This window comes from Labilibaculum antarcticum (genome assembly GCF_002356295.1).
Taxonomy (GTDB): domain Bacteria; phylum Bacteroidota; class Bacteroidia; order Bacteroidales; family Marinifilaceae; genus Labilibaculum; species Labilibaculum antarcticum.
Genome location: NZ_AP018042.1, coordinates 5,489,686 through 5,513,318, shown reverse-complemented (window position 1 = coordinate 5,513,318; position 23,633 = coordinate 5,489,686). Strand labels below are relative to the sequence as shown.

General features: G+C 36.2%; 16 protein-coding genes and 1 tRNA gene. 12 read left to right on the top strand and 5 right to left on the bottom strand.

Annotation, left to right across the window (positions count from 1 at the left end; translation table 11 throughout):
* The first annotated feature begins 57 nt into the window (after positions 1-57).
* From ALGA_RS21975 to ALGA_RS21945, 8 genes are all read left to right on the top strand, one after another.
* The gene (locus tag ALGA_RS21975; protein ID WP_231706021.1) at positions 58-2,817 is read left to right on the top strand and encodes a carbohydrate-binding protein; all 2,760 of its coding nucleotides are present in this window, start codon (positions 58-60) and stop codon (positions 2,815-2,817) included.
* Positions 2,818-3,262: 445 nt separating this feature from the next.
* Positions 3,263-4,027 (top strand): TonB-dependent receptor plug domain-containing protein, encoded by a 765-nt coding sequence (locus tag ALGA_RS23425; protein WP_231706019.1) that lies wholly within the window; start codon positions 3,263-3,265, stop codon positions 4,025-4,027.
* Between the two features lie 72 nt (positions 4,028-4,099).
* The gene (locus tag ALGA_RS21970) at positions 4,100-6,391 is read left to right on the top strand and encodes a SusC/RagA family TonB-linked outer membrane protein (protein WP_231706017.1); all 2,292 of its coding nucleotides are present in this window, start codon (positions 4,100-4,102) and stop codon (positions 6,389-6,391) included.
* Between the two features lie 19 nt (positions 6,392-6,410).
* The gene (locus ALGA_RS21965; protein WP_096433020.1) at positions 6,411-7,922 is read left to right on the top strand and encodes a RagB/SusD family nutrient uptake outer membrane protein; all 1,512 of its coding nucleotides are present in this window, start codon (positions 6,411-6,413) and stop codon (positions 7,920-7,922) included.
* An 18-nt stretch (positions 7,923-7,940) separates the two neighbouring features.
* On the top strand, positions 7,941-8,807 hold the full coding sequence (locus tag ALGA_RS21960) for a hypothetical protein (protein WP_145957699.1): 867 nt from the start codon (positions 7,941-7,943) through the stop codon (positions 8,805-8,807).
* Between the two features lie 157 nt (positions 8,808-8,964).
* Complete coding sequence (locus tag ALGA_RS21955) at positions 8,965-10,254, top strand: family 16 glycosylhydrolase (protein ID WP_096433016.1); 1,290 nt, start codon at positions 8,965-8,967, stop codon at positions 10,252-10,254.
* Positions 10,255-10,539: 285 nt separating this feature from the next.
* Positions 10,540-12,900 carry a glycoside hydrolase family 3 C-terminal domain-containing protein gene (locus ALGA_RS21950; protein ID WP_096433014.1) on the top strand — a complete coding sequence of 787 codons (2,361 nt, stop codon included), beginning with the start codon at positions 10,540-10,542 and terminating at the stop codon, positions 12,898-12,900.
* 154 nt (positions 12,901-13,054) lie between these two features.
* On the top strand, positions 13,055-14,320 hold the full coding sequence (locus ALGA_RS21945) for a T9SS type A sorting domain-containing protein (RefSeq protein ID WP_096433012.1): 1,266 nt from the start codon (positions 13,055-13,057) through the stop codon (positions 14,318-14,320).
* A 1,756-nt stretch (positions 14,321-16,076) separates the two neighbouring features.
* Here the strand turns inward: ALGA_RS21945 and ALGA_RS21940 are convergent.
* A tRNA-Arg gene (locus ALGA_RS21940) sits at positions 16,077-16,153 on the bottom strand.
* A gap of 282 nt (positions 16,154-16,435) precedes the next feature.
* Between ALGA_RS21940 and ALGA_RS21935 the strand changes: the two genes are divergently transcribed.
* From ALGA_RS21935 to ALGA_RS21920, 4 genes are all read left to right on the top strand, one after another.
* A complete protein-coding gene (locus ALGA_RS21935) occupies positions 16,436-17,314 on the top strand; it encodes a helix-turn-helix domain-containing protein (RefSeq protein ID WP_096433010.1) in 879 nt (292 codons plus the stop codon).
* Positions 17,315-17,435: 121 nt separating this feature from the next.
* On the top strand, positions 17,436-18,035 hold the full coding sequence (locus tag ALGA_RS21930; protein WP_096433008.1) for a YceI family protein: 600 nt from the start codon (positions 17,436-17,438) through the stop codon (positions 18,033-18,035).
* A 168-nt stretch (positions 18,036-18,203) separates the two neighbouring features.
* A complete protein-coding gene (locus tag ALGA_RS21925) occupies positions 18,204-19,388 on the top strand; it encodes an alpha/beta hydrolase-fold protein (protein ID WP_096433006.1) in 1,185 nt (394 codons plus the stop codon).
* 168 nt (positions 19,389-19,556) lie between these two features.
* Positions 19,557-20,108, top strand: a complete 552-nt coding sequence (locus tag ALGA_RS21920; RefSeq protein ID WP_096433004.1) for a heme NO-binding domain-containing protein — start codon at positions 19,557-19,559, stop codon at positions 20,106-20,108.
* Here the strand turns inward: ALGA_RS21920 and ALGA_RS21915 are convergent.
* The 4 genes from ALGA_RS21915 to ALGA_RS21900 all read right to left on the bottom strand — a co-directional run bounded on the left by ALGA_RS21915 (position 20,100) and on the right by ALGA_RS21900 (position 23,516).
* Positions 20,100-21,521 (bottom strand): COG3014 family protein, encoded by a 1,422-nt coding sequence (locus ALGA_RS21915; protein ID WP_096433002.1) that lies wholly within the window; start codon positions 21,519-21,521, stop codon positions 20,100-20,102. The two genes, ALGA_RS21920 and ALGA_RS21915, sit on opposite strands and share 9 nt — an antisense overlap.
* Before the next feature lie 57 nt (positions 21,522-21,578).
* Entirely contained in the window at positions 21,579-22,163 is a 585-nt protein-coding gene (locus ALGA_RS21910; protein ID WP_096433000.1) for a penicillin-binding protein activator LpoB, read from the bottom strand.
* Positions 22,164-22,276: 113 nt separating this feature from the next.
* Positions 22,277-22,819: a DUF6913 domain-containing protein gene (locus ALGA_RS21905; protein WP_096432998.1), complete on the bottom strand. Its 543-nt coding sequence runs from the start codon at positions 22,817-22,819 to the stop codon at positions 22,277-22,279.
* A 109-nt stretch (positions 22,820-22,928) separates the two neighbouring features.
* On the bottom strand, positions 22,929-23,516 hold the full coding sequence (locus ALGA_RS21900) for an exonuclease domain-containing protein (protein WP_096432996.1): 588 nt from the start codon (positions 23,514-23,516) through the stop codon (positions 22,929-22,931).
* Positions 23,517-23,633 lie beyond the last annotated feature (117 nt).

Here is a 23,633-nt window from a genome sequence, read left to right as displayed (position 1 = left end):
CCATTACCAACTCGGAATAAATCTATACTAATGAAAATACTGCTAAACCATAAAAATATGTTACGACGACTTGAATATCAATCAGAAGGAAAAAGTTTGAATTGTTGGATGAAGAATTTCATTGCTCTCTCTTTTCTTGTATTGTTTTCCCTAAGTTTTTCTGTCACTGCTTTTTCACAAGGCTTTGTGCATGTAGATGGGAAAAATATTGTCGACGGTAATGGTGATAATTTCCTTATTAGAGGTATTGGAACTGGGAATTGGATGATACAGGAAGGTTACATGATGCAAACCGAAGATGTAGCAGGAACTCAACATGAATTCAGAAAGAAATTAGAAGAGACTATCGGAGAGACAAGAACAGAAGAATTTTATGATGCCTGGCTTGAGAATCATTTCAGAAAAATTGATGTTGATTCAATGGCAGCATGGGGATTTAATACTGTGAGAGTTGCTATGCATTACAAGTGGTTCACGCCACCTATCGAAGAGGAAACCGTACAAGGAGAAATTACTTGGAAGGATAAAGGTTTTACGATGATCGACAACCTTTTGTCTTGGTGTGCCGATAATCAAATGTATCTGATACTTGATCTTCATGGAGCACCTGGAGGACAGGGCGGAAATGCTGCTATATCTGATTATGACGACACAAAGCCTAGTCTTTGGGAGAACGATTTAAACAAAGATAAAACAGTGGCTCTTTGGCGAAAACTTGCAGAGCGATATGCTGATTCACCATGGATTGGTGGATATGATTTAATCAATGAAATTAACTGGACTTTTCCGGAAGGGAACAACTCACAAATTAGAGATTTATATGGCAGAATTACAGATACAATTAGAGCCGTAGATTCTAATCACATCATTTTTATCGAAGGAAATTCTTGGGCCAATGATTTTTCAGGTTTAACTCCTGCCTGGGATGATAATATGGCTTACAGTTTTCACAAATATTGGAATTACAATGATGTGAATGCACTGAAATGGATAACCGATTTTAGAGAAGAACACAATCGTCCTATTTGGTTGGGGGAAACCGGAGAAAATTCTAATACATGGTTTGCTAATTTAGCAGCCTTGTCAGAAAGTAACAATATAGGATGGTCTTGGTGGCCAGTTAAAAAGTCAGGCATTAATAATGTGCTTAAGGTGGAGACCAATGCCGATTATACCCAAATGGTGGAAATGTGGAAAGGTAATGGTAGTATGACTGCTGACGAAACATACAATGCTGTAATGACTTTTGCAGATAAACACAAATTTGAAAATTGCAACATTCAATACGATGTAATTGATGCACTTATTCGTCAGCCACATACCACAGAAACAAAACCATTCAAATCACATACTACAAGCCAGAAAATATTTGCCGTCGATTATGATTTGGGAAGAAATAACTATGCTTACTTCGATACAGATACTGCAAATTATCATCTAAATACTGGTGAATTTAAAGCTTGGAATCAGGGATGGGAATATCGTAATGACGGTGTTGATATAGAGAAATGTGATGATTCTGAAGCAACCAACGGATATAGTGTCGGTTGGGTGAGTGGAGGAGAGTGGCTTCAATATACTATCAATTCGGAAGCACACGCATCGTATAAATTAAAACTTCGCACTGCCAGCGAAAATATAGCCTCAATGCATATTGAAGTGGATGGTAAGCTTGCTTCCGAAACATTTGATCTGCCCTCGACTGGAGGTTGGGCAACATACTCTACTAAAACGATAAACAATATTATACTGCCGGAAGGTGAGGTAAAAGTAAAACTTGTGTTTGATGGAGGTGCGGTAAACCTTACTTATTTTTCTTTTATCGAACCTGCTGAAATCTCTGATGTTCCTTTTGAATTATTCAATGCAAACACGCCAAAAATTGATAATGAAATATATATCAATCTCAGTAAATCGATTACTTCTACCGAAAACAATATCGATAGGAATGAATTTGAGTTAAAGGTAAATGATGTTGTAGTTGCAATTTCTGATTTGTTTTTAAATGATGAAAATGATCAGCAAATCATAGTAAAGGTAGATCAAGATTTGTTTTATAATGATGAGATCAAGCTATCTTATCAGGGAACAAGTGTGAAATCCGGGGTTCAAAATTTATCAGCTTTTTCAGAAGTTCTGGTAAATAATGAATTCCAAAAGCATTACGAAATTCCAGGAAAAGTTGAAGCTGAGGATTTCATGGTAAATAATGGTTTTGAATTGGAGGATTGTACTGATACAGGAGGAGGTAAAAATACTTCTTACGCTGCAGATGGCGATTATCTTGATTATCTACTATATGTTCCCGAAGCAGGAATGTTTGAAATCGAGTTTAGAGTAGCGACTTCTATGAGTGCTGAAATCCTTATTCAAAATTCATCTGAAGGCGAAATGGTAAACAATGAAATAGTAAGCTTTGGAAGTACAGGTGGATGGCAATCTTGGCAAACGAAAACAATATCACTTGAATTACCTGCAGGAAAAGTAGTCTTACGTTTGTATTCGCAGGCAGGTGAGCACAATCTGAATTGGATTTCATTAAAACCGGCCACAGTTACTGGTATCGAAGATCAGATGCATGAATCCAAATTGAAAGTTTATCCCAATCCAACATCTGACATCTTAAAAGTTGATTTCGAAACCTATTCAGTAAAACAAATCAGCCTTTTCAATATGGGAGGAAAACAAGTCATGTCTCAATCAAGCACCGAAGAAAGGGTTTGGATTGATGTTAATAAATACCCGGCTGGTACTTACTTACTTCAAATTTCAGGAGAAGAAGTGAATGAAACGCTAAAGGTTTTGATTGTCAGATAAATGTCTTCCAGTTCAATGATCAACATTAGAGTCTAATGCATTTTGAATGAATAGAAATAGATCAAGTTAGCTTAAGAATATAAAACTGAGGTGATTCTACGGAAACCGGATAAACCAGTAAAAACAAGACCGTTTAAAAAGTTTCAAAAATTACGATAGTAAATGGTTTCACCTCAGCAATATACTTGATCGCAAGCTCGAACGATATCGTGTTTTTCCGTTTTTCATTATGGAAAGAATGAATAATTATAAAGTAAAAAACTTACTATGAGATTAATAAAATATACCTGTTAGTTCATCATTGGATGCTTCGATTGCTGCAGGAAATCAGCAAGAAGGAAATATTGAGTTTACTATTATTCGAATATAATTATTATGGATCTGAAAGCTAACAGACAGATCCATTTATTGAAAATAATTAACTAATCATCTTAACTAATTATCTATGAAAAAAACAGTCTTGTTTTTAGTTCTGGCATTCTTTTGTATGCAATCTTTTGCACAAAAGCATGCTGTAACAGGTCTAGTGACCTCAGCGGAGGATGGCATACCATTGCCATTTGCTTCGGTAGTGGTTAAAGGTACTACAATTGGTACTTCTACCGATATGGATGGGAAATTTCAAATGGAAGTTTCGAATGACGAAATTCTGATATTTTCACTGATCGGATTTACCTCGCAGGAAACTTTGGTGGGGAATAAAACTGAAATAAATGTGATTTTAAGTATTGAAACAACCGGGCTTGATGAAGTGGTGGTTGTAGGTTATGGAGTGCAGAAAAAGAGCGTTGTAACTGCTTCAATTGCTAGCGTTTCAGCAAAAGATTTAGAAAACATTGCACCAGTTCGGATTGATAATGCCCTGAAAGGATTGGCCTCAGGAGTTACTGTTACAACATCTTCCGGACAGCCAGGAGCTTCTTCACAAGTAAGAATACGTGGTGTTGGTACTATTAACAATAGTGATCCACTCTATATTGTAGATGGTATGCCAATTGACGGAGGAATAGATTATTTAAATCCAAGTGATGTTGAGTCTGTTGAAGTTCTAAAGGATGCTGCATCAGGTGCAGTGTATGGAGCTCGTGCTGCCAATGGAGTTATTCTAATAACTACAAAAAGTGGAGAGAGAGGTAAATTATCTGTAACCTATAATGCCTCAAGAGGTTGGCAAAATAAATGGAATAAAAGGGATGTGTTAAATGCCTAACAATATGCTTTACTGATAAATGAAGGTTTAGTTAATTCAGGTGAAACTGCAAGATATGATGATCCTTATGCTTTGGGTAAAGGTACAGATTGGCAAGATGCGGTTTTTTATGACAATGCTCCTGTTGAAAACCACCAATTGAGTGTTAGTGGTGGATCTGATAAAGTTTTATACTATTTCTCTGCTGGCTATTACAAGCAGGATGGAATTGTGGGTGGAAATTTCGATCGTTCTAATTATGAGAGAATTTCATTAAGATCAAATACAACCTATAATCTTTTGGATAATAAGGACCGCAACTTTTTAAATAAAATTACAGCTGGGGTTAATCTTGCCTACACAAGAATTAATTCAAAAGGTATTGGAACAAACTCAGAGTATGGTTCTGCACTTGGCGGTGCAATCTCATTTTCTCCATTGTTGGGTTTGTATGAAGAAGATCAGGCTGCTGCTGCTGCATTGCATCCAACAGCTGTTCGTGACCCAAAGAATGGGTTGATTTATACGATTGCAGGTGACGATTATAACGAAATTACAAACCCGGTAGCTCAGCTTGCTTTGCCAGGTGGCGAGGATAGTTCAGACAAGTTTGTGTCTTCGTTCTGGGGTGAGTTAAATATCTGGGACAATCTAAAGATTCGCTCTTCATTTGGTACTGATTTAGCTTTCTGGGGAAATGATGGTTGGACTCCTGAATATTACTTAGGTAAGTCTTCTCATGTTGATGACTCAAAAGTTTGGTCAAGTATGAATCGTGGATTTACCTGGCAGGTAGAAAATATTTTATCCTACGAGAAGAGTATAAACAACAAGCATAATTTCAACATCATGTTGGGGCAATCTGCTAAAAAAACTACAGGGCGTAGTTTAAGTGGTAGTAATAGGTTTATGGTTGAAGAGAATGGTGATAAAGCCAATATTGATTTCACTACAGGTACAGCTACGAATGGAGATCAAACTGCTGGTGGTGGAGCTTGGAGTCCACATACATTATCATCTATTTTTGCTCGATTAAGCTATAACTTTTCAGAAAAGTACATGTTTCAGGCTACAATTCGTAGAGATGGTTCGTCCAATTTTGGACCAGGGAAAAAATATGGTGTATTTTCTTCATTCTCATTTGGATGGAATATTACAAAAGAAGCATTCATGGAATCTCGTCCGGAATGGTTTACCTCTTCAAAGTTGAGAGCTTCATGGGGTAAAAATGGTAATGAAAACATTGGAGCTTTTGGTTATACTGCTCTTACTTCAACAGGAAATAACTATGCTTTTGGACCTGGTGATGGTACAATTGTGAATGGAACGAAAGCATCAGGCTTAGCCAATACTTCATTGGCGTGGGAAGAGTCTGAACAAACCGACATAGGTCTTGATTTCGGATTTTTAGATAATTCATTGACATTAACTGTTGATTACTACGATAAAAAGACCAACGGAATGTTGATGACCATGGCTATTCCTTCTTATGTAGGAGAATCAAAGCCAACAGGTAATGTTGGAGATATGAAAAACTGGGGCGTTGAATTTGATTTAGGATATAGATTCAAAATTGATGAAATCAAATTTAGAATTAGTGGAAATGCCTCCTATCTTGAAAACGAATTGGTTAATCTCGGTAATGCAGATGGATTTGCTAATTACGATAGCTATCAGAATGTTGGAACTATTTCGAGAGCCCAAAATGGGTTGCCATTCCCATATTTTTATGGATATAAAACAGATGGTATTTTTCAAAACTCCTCAGAAGTTAATGCACATGTTAATAATGAAGGTGGTTTAATTCAAGAGAATGCAGGTCCTGGTGATGTAAGATTTGTGGATGTTAATGGCGATGGGACCATTACTGATGAAGATCGTACTAAAATTGGTAAAGGTATGCCAGATTGGACTTATGGTTTTAATATTGGCATTGATTACAAAGGCTTTGATTTTAGCATGATGCTGCAGGGTACTGTAGGAAATGATATTTATGATGCTACAAGACGTACAGACTTACGTTACATCAATTTACCTGCATATATGTTAGATCGCTGGACAGGAGAAGGAACTTCTACTACAATTCCACGTTTTTCATTCTCAGATAACAATGGCAACTGGTTGTCATCTGATCTTTACGTTAAAGAGGGTGATTACATGCGGGTTAAAAATGTGACATTAGGCTATACTTTGCCAAAACATATTATTAATAAGGCATTTGTAAAGAGCTTGCGTTTATACGTTACGGGCGAGAATCTTTTCACTTTCACAAAATATGAAGGTTTTGATCCGGAAATCTCTGCAGGAGGTACTTCTCTGGGAATTGATCGTGGTATATATCCACAGGCAAAAACCTATACAGTTGGTGTAAACCTTTCTTTTTAACAACTAAAAATACAAAGAAATGAAGAATAAATATATTTTAATTTGCACCCTTCTTTTTTCTATCCTTTTGGGATCTTGTAAAGATGAGTTCCTTGAGGTAGATGCTGCGAGCAGTGTATTGATAGATGATTATTATAACACAGAGGATCGTATTTTCGAAGCTCTTGTAGCTGCCTATGATCCATTGTCTTGGACCGATTATGCATGGGGACAACAGGTTCAACTGAATTTGGTTTCGGATGTAATGTCTGATGATGTTTATGTTGGTGGTAATGATCAGGGTGACCAGGAAAACTTGCATAAGATGTTTAATTATGATGCAACTCCTGAAAAGGTATGTAGTGATTTATGGACAACTTTGTATTCCGGAGTAAAACGTGCCAATTCTGTTTCCGAATATATGGATGATGTTCAGGATATTACTGAACCTACAAAAGCACTTTATTTAGCGGAAGCCAAAGTGTTAAAAGCATACTATTACATGTGGCTGTGGAAGCTATGGGGAAATTTACCTTATTACGAAACGAATCTGGATTTTCCTTATTTAACTGATCAGTTAAGTGCTAATGAAGTTTATGAAGGTATTGTTACAACATTAGAAGATGCTATTGACAATGGTGGCTTGCCAATGAAAACAACTTCTGCAAACCAAGGCCGTGTGTCATTGGCAATGGCTTACATGATTTATACTGAGGTGGTAATGTACCAAAATGACGAAAGCCGTTACGCTACAGCATTAGCATATATGAACGAAATTATTGCAAGTCAGAATTATGGTTTAAATAGTGATTTTGCAAATATTTGGGAAGAAAGTGGTGAGTGGACTGATGAATCAATATTTGAAGTGAATTACTTTAGTAATAACGGAGAAAAAGATTGGGGATTTGCTTTGGGCGATGGTGGTACAGTTTATCCTAGACTGATTGGAATTAACAGTTTATCAGGGAGTAGTGATTTTGATGGTGGTTGGGGATTTGAACCTGTTCGCCAGGAAGCATATGATTTATACAATGATAATGATCAACGTAAAGATGGTGGAATTTTAAACTTTCCAACTTATTCGGCACAAACTGGAGCCACCTACGAAGGACGTTATCAGGACACTGGTAATTTTTTGAAAAAATATCTTCCAAGAGCTAACGGCAACGAAGGTGCTTCAGGTTCTCCAGATATGAATTTTAACAATAATCTTAGAGTTTATAGATATTCTGAAACCTTGTTAAATGCAGCTGAATTGTTAGCACGAGGTGTATCAGGATCAGGAAGTGCTCAAACTTATTTAGATGCGGTTCGTGATCGAGCTGGTGTTGGTAGCCTAACTGCAACGGTTGATAACATTATTGCGGAACGACGCTTGGAGTTTGTTGGAGAAGGTAAGCGTTACTGGGATTTAGTTCGTACAGGAAAGGCTGCTACAACTCTTGTTCCAAACGAATACAGAACAAACACTTGGACAGAGAATAAAAAATATCTGCCAATTCCGCAGTCAGAGATGGATTCAGATAGCGGTTTAACTCAAAATAATTATTAAAGAACAAAATATAATTATATGAAACGTATAGAAATAATATATATAGGATTATTCGTCATGTTAACTTCTTTAGGAGTGGTTTCCTGTACTCAGGATACTTATGACGATCAAGAACCTGTAACTGAACAAATGTTAGATGCGACATTTTCAAATGAGGTCCTTTCTGTAAATAATTTTCAAATTACTGCCAATAGTAGCAAGAATGTTATTAGTAATTACTGGGATTTAGGTGATGGGACAGGTTATGGGATAGGTAGTAACTCCTTTGAGCTATTTTTGCCTGATGCAGGAGAATATGTAATCAAACATCAGGTTGTTGGAGCCGGAGGTATTTACAGTAGTGAAGAATCGGTTACTGTAAATGTTGAAACATCTGATCCAATTGCTGGAAATATTGTTAGCGGAGGTAAGTTTACCTCTGAAGACGATATAGCACAATGGACTATTGGTGGCACCGGAGCTGGTAATGGTATCTGGGACTTTAGTGAAGGAAATGCTAATTTAACAGCGCCTAGCTGGGGAGGTAATGGTATTTACCAAGGCATCCAGGTAGAAGAAGGACGTAGTTATCAAATTGAAATGTATATCAGTTCTACCACAGGCTGTTCTGATACATGGTTTGAAGTGTATTGTGGTTATAGCGATCCGGAAAGTGTATCAGGTGATTACAGTGAAGGAGGAAGCTTACTGAAAATTAATACTTGGGAAGGAAGCGGAAATGCACCATTTGCAGGGAAATTTACTAGCGTAGGAAGTTCAACTGAAACCAATGGTGTTTTTACCGCTACAGCTACAGGAACCGCATATCTTCTTGTAAGAGGTGGCGGTGGTGATATGAAGGAAGGAATCTCTATAGATAATGTGGAAGTCCGTTCAGTTCAATAACACTTCTGAATTAGATGAACTGTATATAAAAGGGGCTAAATCCTGAAGAGTTCATTACGATAAATTAGATTAGTTTTTGGGGCGTTGCATATTAGGAAAGTAGTTTTCCTATATGCAACGTTTTTTAAAATTTTAGAGAACAATTAAAAATGATGGTATGAGGTTTCACAAGTTGCTATTGGAGAGTGCGATACTATTTGCATTGATGCTTTTTTTTCAATCCTGTATGCTTACAGATAAAAGTAAAAATAGTGAGGAGATAGTAAAAGAAGTCCGTGTTGAAGCAGAAGACTATACCGGTTCAAGTAATAATCCTGAAATAAGAATTACGAAGTCTGGTGACAAATATGTGAGATCTGAAAAAGATGGCTGGATTGCTTTCGATGTGAATGTCCCAATCGCTGGTAGATATAAAACACAAATTTCCTTATCCTCTGCTGATTCACTTCAAACATGTTGGATTGAGGATCATTGCGACAATAAAGATGATCGAAATTACAACATTACAAGTGCGGTTTTAGTTCCGAAATCTACATCCGAAGAAAGTTTCACAACGGTTTTTAAAGATGGAAGTCCTTTAAATTTAGGTGTTCATAAGATGAAATTGCATTTGCCTAATGCTAAGGTAAATATCGATTGGATTAAATTTACATTACTGCAAGAGCATACAAAAACACCAAAATTACTAACTCAAAGTACTACAGGAGAAAAATGGGTAATTGTTTGGTCTGATGAATTTGAAAAGAATGGACTACCGGATAGTACGAAGTGGAACTACGACTTAGGAAACTGGGGATGGGGAAATTCCGAATTACAATATTACACCCATAGTCGTGCTGAGAATGCTCGTGTTGAAGATGGTAATCTGATTATTGAGGGGCGAAAGGATGATATGGGGCAAAAATGGACATCTGCAAGATTAACGACAAGAGGAAAAGTGAGCTTTTTGTATGGGAAAATCGAATTTAGAGCCAAAGTTCCCCACAATAAGGGCAACTGGGCTGCAGGATGGACTTTAGGCGATGAATATCTTGATGAATTGTCATGGCCCTATTGCGGAGAGATTGATATTCTGGAAAGTGTTGGTTACGAAATGGATGATGAAACCGGCAATGGAATTGCTCACGCTTCAGCTCACAGTGCCGCACGTTATTTTAAATTGGGTAATCAACCGACTAATACTGTTGAGGTAAAGAATATGAATGGAGAATATCATACCTATGGAGTCGAATGGTCTCCCGATTATGTAAAAATTTATGTGGATGATAAGCATTACTTTTCTTATACGGATAACAGTACGGAATTGTCTTGGCCATTTGGCAAAGCACAGAATATTATATTGAACCTTGCTATTGGTGGAGGTTGGGGTGGTTACTATGGAATTGATGAAACAATTAGTTCTCAGAAAATGATTATCGATTATGTGCGGGTGTATGAACTTCAGTAACTAACAAAGATTCCCTTATTCTGAATAAAAAAATATTCATTATTGTTTTATCCTCTTGCTTTTTTTAGGCGTATGTTTTTCAGGTAAAAACAATAAATCGGTCCAATTAAAAGACCTCGCCTTTGTTGGGGAAAATAACCAGTGGACTAACGAGACGGGAGATTTTAAAATACTGATTGGTGATCATTCTAAAGCCTCGAAATTCAAAAAGTTTTACTATAATAAATGATAGTTGTTGCATCAACTATTTGTATTTTAAACATTGTAATTATTAACTAATAGCATATGAGAAATTTATTTTTGTTTAGTGTCTTTATTTTAACTTCACTAGCTATGAAAGCTCAATCTACAAAAGACGAACAAGCTATTCAGGATAAGATAAACCAATTGGTTTCTGAATTAACTTTAGAGGAGAAAGCAGCTCTTTGTTCCGGTCGCGATGACTGGAGTACTCAGCCAATCGAACGCCTGAATATCCCTTGGATTTGGGTAGCAGATGGTCCCCATGGCCTGCGCCGTGCACCAGCAACCAATAAACCGGGTTATGGCGATCAATTGCCCGCTACTTGTTTCCCAACGGCATCAGCATTGGCTGCAACCTGGGATTTGGATTTGCTTTATAAAGTAGGACAATCCTTGGGAGAAGAATGTCAGGCACAAGATGTAAATGTGATTCTGGGTCCTGGTGTAAACATCAAACGTTCTGTTTTGGCTGGTAGAAATTTTGAGTTCTTCTCTGAAGATCCAATTTTATCAGGTGAACTGGGAGCGGCTTATATTAATGGCGTTCAAAGTCAGGGAGTAGGCACATCATTAAAACATTTTACCGCCAATAATGTGGAGACCATGCGTATGTACAACAACTCCGATATGGATACGCGTACTTTGCACGAAATCTACCTGACTCCATTCGAAATTGCTGTAAAAAAAGCACAGCCGTGGACAATTATGGCTTGTTACAATAGAGTTCAGGGTGTTTACGGTACTCAAAGTCCTTACTTGTTAACCGATATTCTTAAAAAAGAATGGGGATTTAAAGGCATTGTTATTTCAGATTGGTTTGCAGTGGTTAACCGGGTTGAAGCAATGAAAGCTGGCATGCATATCGAAATGCCCAGCGTTAGTGCTGTAAATGACTCTCTTGTTGTGGAGGCTGTTAAAAATGGAGATCTGGATATAGCCGTTGTCGATCAATTGGTGAAAGAAATATTGACTGTTGTTTTTAAAGCGAAATCACTTGAAAAAGAAGGTGCAGAACTCAACGCGGATAAGCACCATAATTTTGCACGACAGGTTGCTTCCGAAGCCATAACACTTTTGAAGAACGAGAATCAGATTTTACCTGTCACAAAAGAGAAGTACAAGCGTGTAGCCATTATTGGAGAATTTGCTTCAGCGCCCCGTTATCAGGGAAACGGAAGTTCTGAAGTGAAACCGACCCAACTCGATAAGGCCTTAGACATGATCAAAAAAGAATATGGCAAGGACATAAAAGTAAGTTACGCTCAGGGCTATAAATTGTCTGATGATAATGATACTTCACTAATAGATGAGGCCAAAAAAGTGGCTGCTGCTGCCGATATTGCATTGGTATTTGCAGGTTTGCCATTGCAGTACGAATCGGAAGGCATTGACCGAACCCATATTCATATGCCTGCTTCTCACAATAAACTAATTAGTGAGATTGCGAAAGTTCAGAAAAATACGGTTGCGGTACTTACCAACGGAAGCGCAGTTACCATGCCATGGATAAATGAAGTGGATGGCATTTTGGAAACCTGGTTAGGCGGACAAGCAGGAGCAGGAGCTGTTGCCGATGTTTTGTTCGGGAAAGTAAATCCATCAGGTAAGCTGGCCGAAACATTTCCAATGAAATTGGAAGACACACCTTCATTTTTTAATTTTCCGGGTGAGCAAGGCGAGGTTCTTTACGGCGAACGCATTTTTGTTGGTTATCGTTACTACGATGAGAAGAAAATTGAACCTCTCTTCCCATTTGGCTTTGGATTGTCATACACTACATTTGAATACAGCGATCTTAAATTATCGGCTAAAAACACTACCGATAAAGACGGAGTAAGTGCAACAGTAACTGTTAAAAACACAGGTGATGTGAAAGGAAAAGAAATCGTTCAATTGTATGTTACCGATCAAAAATCAACACTTCAGCGTCCAAAGAAAGAGTTGAAGAAATTTGTTAAAGTTGAGTTGGAATCTGGAGAAGAAAAAGAAGTGACTTTCAAATTGGAAGCACGTGATTTTTCCTACTACGATGGCAAAAGAGAAATGTGGATTGCCGAAAGTGGTGATTTCTCAATTTCAATAGGAGCTTCTTCCCGTGATATCAGATTATCTGAAGTTGTTGCTTTGCAATCGACCCAGCAAGTTCCTTTGGCTTTCGACGAGTATACATTTTTTAGCGAATACTGGAAAAACAAGCAAACCCGTGCATTGCTAATGGAATTAGTTCCAAATTGGATCAAAGGATTCACAGGAGAAGGAAAATCAGGTTATACTGCAGATTTCCCAGGCTTTCTGGTCGATCATCCATTACTTAAATTTCCATACATAACACATGGTGAAATATCTCATGCACAGGTTATGGAATTGGTTGAAAAATGTAAAGGTTTTACTTATAATCCATAATAATGATCACAAATATGTAGATAAGAGGAATTTCGACCGGCTGTTTTGATAATACATCAAAAACAGCCGGTCGTTATCTTAGGAATGAAAAGTTTAATTTTCTGATAAATGAGACTGTCTCGTTCAATTTTTAATCAATAAAATTTATTGTGATATGAAATTTATTTCTGCATTTATTTTATTCTACTTAATGGGCTTTTCAATTTCTGCACAGGTTGGAAATCTAATTTGGGAAGATAATTTTAATGATGGTGTTTTAGATGCAAGCAAATGGACTTACGAAACGGGAACAGGTGTAAATGGAGATTGGGGAACAGGTCAGCTTGACCGTGCAACAAATAGAATTGATAATGTAAGCTTTCAGGATCATATTGATGGAGCAGAAGGGGCTTGTTTGGTCATAACCACACAAAAAGAATTTTATGTAGATAGAAATTACACAAGTGGGAGAATAAATACTGCAGGTAAAGCCTCTTGGGGGCCAGGACATAGAATTGTTGCGCGGGTTTTTCCCCGTGATGTGAAACACATGGGACAAGGTTTTGCGTTTTGGATGATGCCGGATGAAATACCGAATGGATTGGACTATATCATGTGGCCACAGGGCGGAGAGATTGACATCATGGAATATGTTGGTTCAATTCCATTTCATAATCTTGGAAGTGTCCATTATGCTTGGTTTTGGGAAAATAACCAGTGGCAAGAATGGAATCATGCACATGCAGGAGCTTATTACAGCTACGAATTTCAGGAAGTTCCAATCCCATCTGAACCGGGTTATGGATCTTATCCACCTTCGTTGGATGATTCTAATGCAGGAAGTTACGGTTTCCATAATTACGGCATAGACTGGTATGATGATAGAATTGAGTTTTTTGTCGATGATCATGTGTATCATATTCATTATTTGAATGACGGTGATGGTTTTCAAAAAGACGGGCAGGATGCTTTTGCCATTTCAGAGATTGAAGGGAATAGAACTGGAATTTCTGAGTATTCCAATCATTTCGACGAATGGCATCCTTTTGAGAATAAGATGTATGCAATTTTAAGTGCTGGAGTTGGTGGTGGACAAAATTCTTATGGCGGATCGATTGTTCCTGAGGCAAAATTCCCTTGCTCAGTAATCATCGATTGGGTACGGGTTTATGAATTAGGAACCATTACTGGAGTATATGAAGAGGTGAATCGATCCAGCTTAAAGATCTTTCCAAATCCTGTAAATACCTTATTAAATATTCAAATCGATAAGCCTGAAGATTATGCTGTTAAAATTCTTGATAGTTCAGGAAGAACAGTGCTTACTACGTCATTAAATCTGTCATCGGCAATTGATGTATCCAACCTAAAAGAAGGATTATACTTAGTTCAATTAAGTAATGGTGAAATAACATTGACAAAGAAAATGATAAAGCTATAATTGTAATATTCAAAGCTTTCATTTTCTGATAAATGAGAAGTAACTCTAACAAAATCCAATATTTATACTAAACTCTTTTATCGAACTAATGGTGAAGGAACAGAATCTAAAGGATTCAAATGTTTATAGAAATAGTCAATTCGTGGATGTACGACCCCGATGGGGGCGAATTTCTTATTTTCAATCACTTGCTATAAACGTAAAATCCCTTCGGGATTGCCCCTCAATAAGTTTAAATTATTTCAGACGCAGATCCTCATGATGTTTATGATTTTTGCAGATAATGTGAGTGTGAGTTTCAAGTAAATACTCTGTGTTTTCTCGGTGACCTTTGTGGTGATAAAATAAGATTGCTTTTAAAGATTTCTGAGTATTAATTCCCTAAGAGAACGCCTTTTTAACCGATTCTATTTGTATTTCTTACACCTGTGTTCCAAATACGGTAATTAGAGAGTGGTGTTGACTGTTTTTATTCGCTTCATAAAAGAATAAACCCAGTCATATTACGAACTCCAATTACGATATCCTGACAGCGTAGAATACCTGGCAGCGTTTCGTGATTTGCTGTGCCCTTTAAGGAAAATCAAGGCTGAGCCACCCGCCCAGCCTTTTTCTTTCCCGAAGCTAAGTATTTCCCTCCCAAACCCAATTTCAGCATCGCATCAGCAGTATAAAATCCTAAAAAGCTCAGGAGAACATCACCCAAGTGTAATAAAATGCTAGCAAAGCGTGGGGAATTAAACAGCTTATCGTTTTTTCACTATTCTCGTATCGGTATTGCGAAAAACTCTAGTCTTTCCCTATTTATTCTCATCTTTCCGTCATATACTTAATCTTGCTCATAAATTTCAAGTATTTCTATGATTTTCGCTCTCTTTCCCTATTATTTAGTTTCTTTCCCGGAAAGCTTTTAAAATTTGGGGAAAGACTTAATATTTATTGCATAGAGACTGATATTTATGGAAAGACTATGGATTTTATAGCAATAATCATTTTTTGTTCTCAAGTGTATCTCCGTTGGAAATTTCAACACTCCTTTTGAATTTTAAATGATGATTTAAACCAGAATCAGTCGCACAAGTTGAATCTGAGATTTAACATTGAGACTAAAGATTAGAACCCGCATAGTGAAGAGAGCAGTAAGAACAAAAAGTTGTTTAAGCCTAGCGAGTTCTTTTTATTCAGATATAAATTTCATGAATACCCGTTAAATCTAAGAATGAATCAAAAATGAAAAGCCCGTCCGGCTAAAGGACAAGCAGAAAATAATGAGGTTCACTCCTTTTATTGAAAATTGGTAACATTCGAAACCATCCTAAAATCAAGCTTTGACTCACAAATTATCGGAACTGTTCTAAGGTTCGGATTTTAATTTTTATATTAATATCAAATTTCAGATAAAATAGAAAAGGCTTAAAACCAAAAAATCGCCAACAAATAAATGATGACGATTCTCTAGCTTAGAGGGTGGAAGCCCCTTGACCTAAGTAAGATTTTTATTGTGAACACGGAGGGATTATTCCTCGTTCCTCGTCATGAACATGTTACGAACACCAACCTTTACGGCCGTAACTTTGGATGGATCATGCACTATCCACTTATGCTACGCGTCCTGATCTCTTTTTCTATTTTAATCAAATTTCAGATTCTACAGGGAAAAATAGAAAAGGCTTAAAAATAAAAAATCGCCACCGAATAAACGATGACGATTCTCTAGCTTAGAGGGTGGAAGCCCCTTGACCTAAGTAGATTTTTTTGGTGAACACGGAGGGACTCGAACCCCCAACCTCCTCGGCCGTAACGAGGTGCACTATCCAGTTATGCTACGCGTCCTTTTTTCTTAATAGCCCTGCAAATATAGGGGTTTTAGACTGACTAGTCCAAATGTTTTGGCATTTTTTTAACGAATAATATGAATGATTTCGCTAAGAACTTTACAGGTAGGATTTTACAATTGAATAAATCATACTTCAACAAGTCAAAAACGGGTGGTTGCCAGGATTATTAGTTAGGAATACGGCAATATAGTCGAATTTTAACATCCGATTAACAAGAATAAGACGCACAGGTCTGGAATTAATTGCATAAATTTACTAGAACAAAAAAAAAGATCAGATGAAGAGAGAACCTTCAGAATTATTTGAGGAAGTAGCAGAATCCAATGCGTTATTCCATATTCACAAACTTCAGAACATGTGTACTGAGGTTAGAAAGCAGAATGGGGACGATCATATGCATGATTTTTATACAATAACATGGATTAAGGAAGGCCAGGCTATACACGCCACCAAATATGTTGAGTATACCTTACGCGAAAATTCAATACTTTTTGTGCCACCAGGTTTAATGCACCGTTTTATTATTAATGCACATTGCACAGGCTACAGCATTACTTTTAATGAAACATTTTTTGCCGTGAAAGAGAGTGGGGCCGATTCTGTTTCCGATTCTACTTTGTTCAGTAATCCTGATTTTCGGTCAATAATTCAGTTGGATGAAAAGCAACAAATCGTTTTTAAAGGAATTACCGATTTGATGGAAAAAGAATTTGCTAATGATGATCGCTACCGTCACGAGATGTTACTGCAACAGCTAAAACTCTTTTTATTGGAATCAAGAAGGATATACGAAGATCAACACGACTTGAATGTAAGTTTTGATGAGGATCATCCAGGTTCGGTAATCATTAAATTTAAACAGTTAATTGATGATAAATACAAGGAACAAAAAAATGTTTCGTCCTATGCCGACTTGCTTAATTTGAGAGCTACATGTTTGAATGATATTACCAAGAAAACAACAGGTATTACAGCAGGAGAACTAATCAGAAACCGAGTCATAAAAGAAGCTAAGAAAATGCTTTACGGCTCCGATTTAAATACGAAGGAAATCGCTTACGAACTGGGATTTCAGGATCCGGCTTACTTTAGTCGCTTCTTTAAAAAATACACCAATCAAACCTTGAGTGATTATCGAAATCTAATTAGAAAATAATCCATCAATAACGGGAATTTGTCCATTTACCGGGCAAGGTTTATCCTCTACATTTGTAATTGTACAATTCTTACAGAGATTTTTAAAAAAAGAATAAAAGAAATAATTAATATTTGACGTTATGAAAAAAATAGGTTCATTAATAATAGCAGCTCTTTTTGCGAGTGTTGTTTTAACTCCGGGTACTGCTTTTGCAAAAAAAGATAATTTAAAGGTAAACACCGAAAATAGTAAAGTTGAATGGCTTGGTAAAAAAGTGACTGGCGAACATTCTGGAACTATTAAAGTGAACACTGGAAGCTTGGTTTTAAACGATGATAAGATTGTAGAGGGTAGTTTTGTTGTTGATATGAAGAGTATCGTTTGTACTGACTTAAAAGATGAAGGTTATAAAACAAAATTGGAAGGTCATTTAAAATCTGACGATTTTTTTGGTGTTGAGAAATTTCCCGAATCAAAATTTGTAATTACTACTGCCACTAAGATGGATGATGGTAATTATAAAGTAAAGGGAAATATCACAATTAAAGGGATTACTGAAGAAGTTGAACTTATGGTGAGCTTACACAAACATGATGCGACCGTTCATGTTAGTGGTAAAATAACTATTGATAGAACTAAGTTTAATGTGCGTTACGGATCGGGTTCATTCTTCGATAATTTGGGAGATAAGACAATCTATGATGATTTTGAATTAAATTTAGATCTATATTTAGAATAAATTATTGCACATCTAACCATAGGCCAGAATTTAATTATTCTGGCTTTTTTTGTGCAGTATGTTTACTATGAATAGTCGGTTAATTGCTTGGCAAATAGGTGTAAACCTTTGATTTTATTCTAAATAATTGTAATTTGTTGCAAGCTTTAAATCTAAACCAATCCTATTATGATGCGAATTTTGCTTTCGACTCTATTTGCTTTACTTATTTGCTTGAGTTCGTATGCCAAAGTGAACGTAAAACAATTGCGCAATTCCCGTCTTTATTCCACGGTTCTTAAGGAATATCGCGATGTTAAAATTTTGCTTCCTAACGAATACGACGATACTTATTACACCTATCCAACCATTTATTTATTGGATGCTGAGACGAACTTCGATATGGGAATTGAGGTTCTAAGTTTTCTCATGGATAATCATTTTATTCCTCCACACATTGTTGTCGGGCTTCCTAATACCGATCGCTTTCGCGATATGACTCCTGTTGACTCAATCATGAATAAAAGTATTTTTAAAACTCGTGGTGGAGCCGATGATTTTATCAAAACTCTTGAGTTGGATGTATTCCCATTTATAGCCAAAAGTTTTAGAGCGAACACACAAAGACTGCTTATGGGACATAGCTACAGTGGTCTTTTTGTCGTTCATGCATTTTCTACTCGACCCGATTTATTTGATAAGTACTTAGCATTTAGCCCAATTCTTTGGTGGAATAATAAGGCGATAGTTAAGGATGTTGATCAATTCTTAAGCAAAAATTCATCCATAAGAAAACACTTATTTATCTCATTTGCCGAAGAAGCTACCGAGATGTTGAAATCCTGCAAATCTTTAATTTTATCCTTAGAGAAAAAAGCACCATCCGATCTTAAATGGCATTATGCCTGGATGCCCGATGAAAGTCATTACACACTGTATCGTAAAAGTTTAATGCAGGGAATGGAAACAATATTCACAGAATATAAATATCCTGATGTAAAAGTATTAGCTGAAAAGGGCGTAGAAGTAGCTCAAACATATCAGAGACAAGTATTGTTGAATTATGGAAGGAATGAAAAATTACCCTATTCACTTTTAGAGAGTGTATGTGTTCAGCTTAAAGATGAGGAACGTTACAATGATGCAATGGCTTTTTTAAAATATTCTATTTCAAATTATCCCGAAAGGGCAGAATCATTCTTCTACGTGGGTGAAATTTACGAAAAAGTTAATCAGCCTGAGGAGGCAGTTCAATTTTACGAATTGGCGCATAACAAAGACAAAGGCCGATGGGATTATGAGAATAAATATCTGGAGATGCAGAAATTACTAAATGAACTCCAAAATAAAACCCAAAACAATAGAGATTTATAATGTAAAGCAGAAGAGATTTATTTCTATTGGGTTCTTTAAATTATTTCAATTTTATTTAATCTCCCACACAATTACTTTTATTCTAGCTCGTTACACACTATAAAATAGTGATGTGTGTTTTTACTGATGCAATAATAATGCTTTGGTTTATAATAAAGCGGAGGAACGATGAAGGGAATATTTTTCACGGAATTTTTGGAAATGATAGAGAAGGAGTATGGTATAATTCTCACCGAAAAAATCATTTCTGATTTAGGCGTTGGTAACAATGGTGTTTACGAAGCCACAGCAGATTATCCATATGATCAATTTGTTGAGTTGTGCTCCTTGTTAAGTTCCGAAGTAAAAAGTTCGGTTCCTGATGTCGCTAAAAATTTTGGCGAATATCTTTTTTCTCGTCTTGTTATATTGTTTAGACCCAGTTTTGCAGGCAACAGTAGTATATTTGATTTCCTCGGTCAGATAGATGATTTTATACATGAAAAAATTAAGGAAAGATTTACTACGATTGAGATTCCTCGATTCAGAGCAATTCAAATTAATGAATCTACTTTTCAGGTGAGTTATCAGACTGAAAATTTATTGATTCACTTAGCGATTGGATTATTTATGGGTTGTCAAAGGTTTTTTAATGAGGAAATAACTTTAAATACAGAGTTTATTTCAGAGAAAAGTAAATTGGTCTGTTTTACTCTTTCTAAATCTCAGGTGTTAGTTTGATTCCATATTGTGAAAGGTAAAATAGTTGGTTCTTCCTGCTTTAACTTCAAGATCTACTTGTTGATTTTTACTTTTCCCATTTGGAGAATTTACTTTGAGAGTTACAGTATGTTTTCCTTCTTTCAATCGAATTCTGGTGTAATGAATTGAGTTGGGTAAGGTTTGCCAATTTCGTGTGTCTGCTTTTTCTGTAACGGCATTAAATATACTAATTAGGGCACCTAAATTTTCATCTTTACTTCTTGTAAAACTTTCAATAGCTTGTTTGGTAGCAAGCCTTAGTAATGAGTTCGCCATTTCGCGTACCATTCTATCTTTAAGGGTTTTAAAAGCAATTGCATTGATGTCTTCTCCTTTGTCCAGATGATATCTAATAGAATCATTTATAAGAATATCAGCATTTGTGTAGAAAGCACCGCGTTCCTCATATTTTGGAAAAGCAACACGTACAAAATCCAAATTGCTAAATGAATTTCGAGTACTGTTATCCATATTGCCTACAAAAAAGGGCAGAGTGATATTTTCTTCGTTATTAACCATAGTCAGGTAACCATTGCTACCATTAACGGCACTAAAATTTATACTCCATTCTGCTTTTACAGGACCAAGTCCCGTTAACCAAATAATAATTACATCACCTTCATCCTTGTCTGTCTTTTTAAAATCAAAGCCAAATTTATTCTTGAAAAACTCATATTCCTGATTCAAGCCTGTTTCGTAGGCAGTTCGAAGAAGATCTTCTTTTAATTGCCGGGGAGCCGGAGTATTAAAGTTTTTCAGGTAATTATCTTCATAAATTTTGAGCGCATTTCGGTAGGCAATAAAAGCATTATTCGAGTCGCCCGTCGAATCGTAAATCAATCCCATCAATGTGTGTGCAAAAGCATCATCACTATATCGGTTCTGATAATTCTTAGGATACTTGTCGTTTATAGCATATAGCTTTTCGTTCACTCTTCGGCATTCAACCAAAGCCTCCTGAGTTTGGCCCATTTCCAAATAGCTTAAAGCCTTATAGAAATTAAGCATTACATTTTCAAAATCCTCGGGAACATAAGGTTTGGTCATTGGGTTGATGAGCATTGCCAATGCTTCCGAGCCAATACTTTTTCGTTGATCTTCAATAAAAAGATCTGCTTCGTTAAAATAGTTGGTTGCGGAAACATAATCTTGCTGCATCCACGATAAAGTTCCTTTGTTCAATAAAAACAAGGCCCTGTTTTTAGTTCGGTTGCTCTTTTTATCCTTATCCAGAACTTTTTCAGCACTAGCAATATCACCTTGCAAAAAATAGCTGTTAAAAGCTTCATTTTGCATGTAATAGGTAGCACATCCGGATAATAGAAGAAGAAAACCAAATAGAAATACAGGGAGTATTTTACCTGATATGTGTAAAGGTAGTTTTTGATTCATCGATAAAGGAATAAAGAAATTCAGGAAGCCAACTAATGACTTCCTGCTAGTACCAATTTATTTGTTAATGTACTTTTTAATTTTTTTATCGCCCATCCAAACCATTTCACTCGTCTCAAGATTGGTTAATTCCATATTTAACTGATAGTATCGAAGGTTTTCTTTTTTATAACTATCAATAATTGAGTTGATATCACCTTGCAGGATAAAATCAGCACCCAATTCCTGTCCCCATTTTTTTATCGTTGACTTAGATGCAAAATCTTGTTGGTCGGCACGTTCTTGACGAAGATCTTCTCTTTTAGCACCTGCTTGAACCAAACGTACTCTTCCATCATTTAAAATGGCTTTTTCGATGTCTTTTATGTAAGTGTCGGAATCGATATGTTCAGAACTCTTATTGGTAATTAAACCAACAATAACGACAGGTTTACGATTAAATTCCTGCTTGTAATCTTCAATCCAGTTTTGACTCAGTAATTGATCAATTAGAGCCTCTGCAGTCAATTTTGAATCGGTATCGTTCCATCGTCCGCTTAAATCAATTTGCTGATCAGGTGATACTCTGGTAATTTGTCTTGAGCAGGAAACGCCAGCTAAAACAGCTAGAGCGAAAACGAATAGGCGAAATGAGTATTTCATAATATTTTCATTTTTTTGTTTAAATAATATTCTAAATTAGTAATGGAAATTCTCCTTAGTTAAGAACAAATTTTATGCCAATACAATCATAAATTATCGAGTTGTTTACAATATTATTGCTTTTTTATTTGTGAAAGATATTTTAAGCTTTCGCTGATTAGATTTTCTATTGAATTATTTTTCCCTTGATCAATCATTAAATCGAGATGCTCACAATTATCACCCAAAGAACCAATTTTACAAGCGGCCATTGAAACTTGTGTAATATATTTAATCGAATTGTGCTCCGACTTAGTCAAAACAAAAAGTAAATCGAATCTATTGTTGGTGAATTCGATTAATTCAGGAATTATTGGCTCTCCACTCCATCTAATGTCCTTATTGGTATAGAACAATATTTTTTGAGCAACGCCAAAATTAGGCAATTCATCAGCATTTATCCAACCCACAATTTGTACTTTATAGCCTTTTTTTTGTAAATCTTCAGCGAAATTTTTAGCAATAGAGCGATTATTTTCCTGAAGAGTATCAAATAGGATGCCTATATTTTTAGCACTCTCTAAATTGTGAAATTCCTTTTTACGCGGATTTTTCTTTTGCTTACTTCTTATCTTTAATTCGGTAAGTTGATTTAGTATATTTTGAAAAAAACTCATTGTATATTCAATAGTTAAGTTGTAGGATCGAATTTATTGTTTGAATGGGCGATTGTTACTTGAAATCACAAGTTATGAAAAATTTCATTCTGGAAATCATCAATTAAACTTATTTAATCTTTTTTGGAGCCTTGTAACCATTTGGGTTCAATTTTCCGGGAGCAATGCAGATTTCCTGAGCCAGATCGGTAAGACTGTTCACATTCATTACTTGGCATGCTTTTATGGCAATTTTAGCACAAGCCAAAGTATCTTCCAATGCATCATGATGCCTTAGTGGAATATTGAACATATCTGCCATCGTGTTTAGCTTATGGTTTGGCATATTGGGCCAAATGTTACGACTGATTTGAACGGTGCACAGGTAATCAAATTCGGGAAACCGAATGCCATAGGTTTCTAAACAAGCCCGAAGCACCGATACATCAAAACTGGCATTGTGAGCAATCACCATTTCTCCATGCAAGTAGTTTTCCACCTCTTCCCAAATGTAATTGAAGCTGGGTTCGTTCGTCACATCTTCCTCTGTAATTCCGTGAATACTAACATTCATTGGATGAAAATACATTTCCGGCGGCGAAATCAACCAATCTTTACTTTCAACAATTACTCCATTCTCAACACGAACCAAACCAAGCGAGCAAGCTGAATTGCGTTGTCCGTTTGCTGTTTCAAAATCTATTGCGGTAAAATTCATTTATTTAAAATCTAAATGGTAAAGGAAATAAGAACTAAAACTTTTAATTTTGTGCTAACTGCTAACTGCTAACTGCTAACTGCTAACTGCTAACTGCTAACTGCTAACTGCTAACTG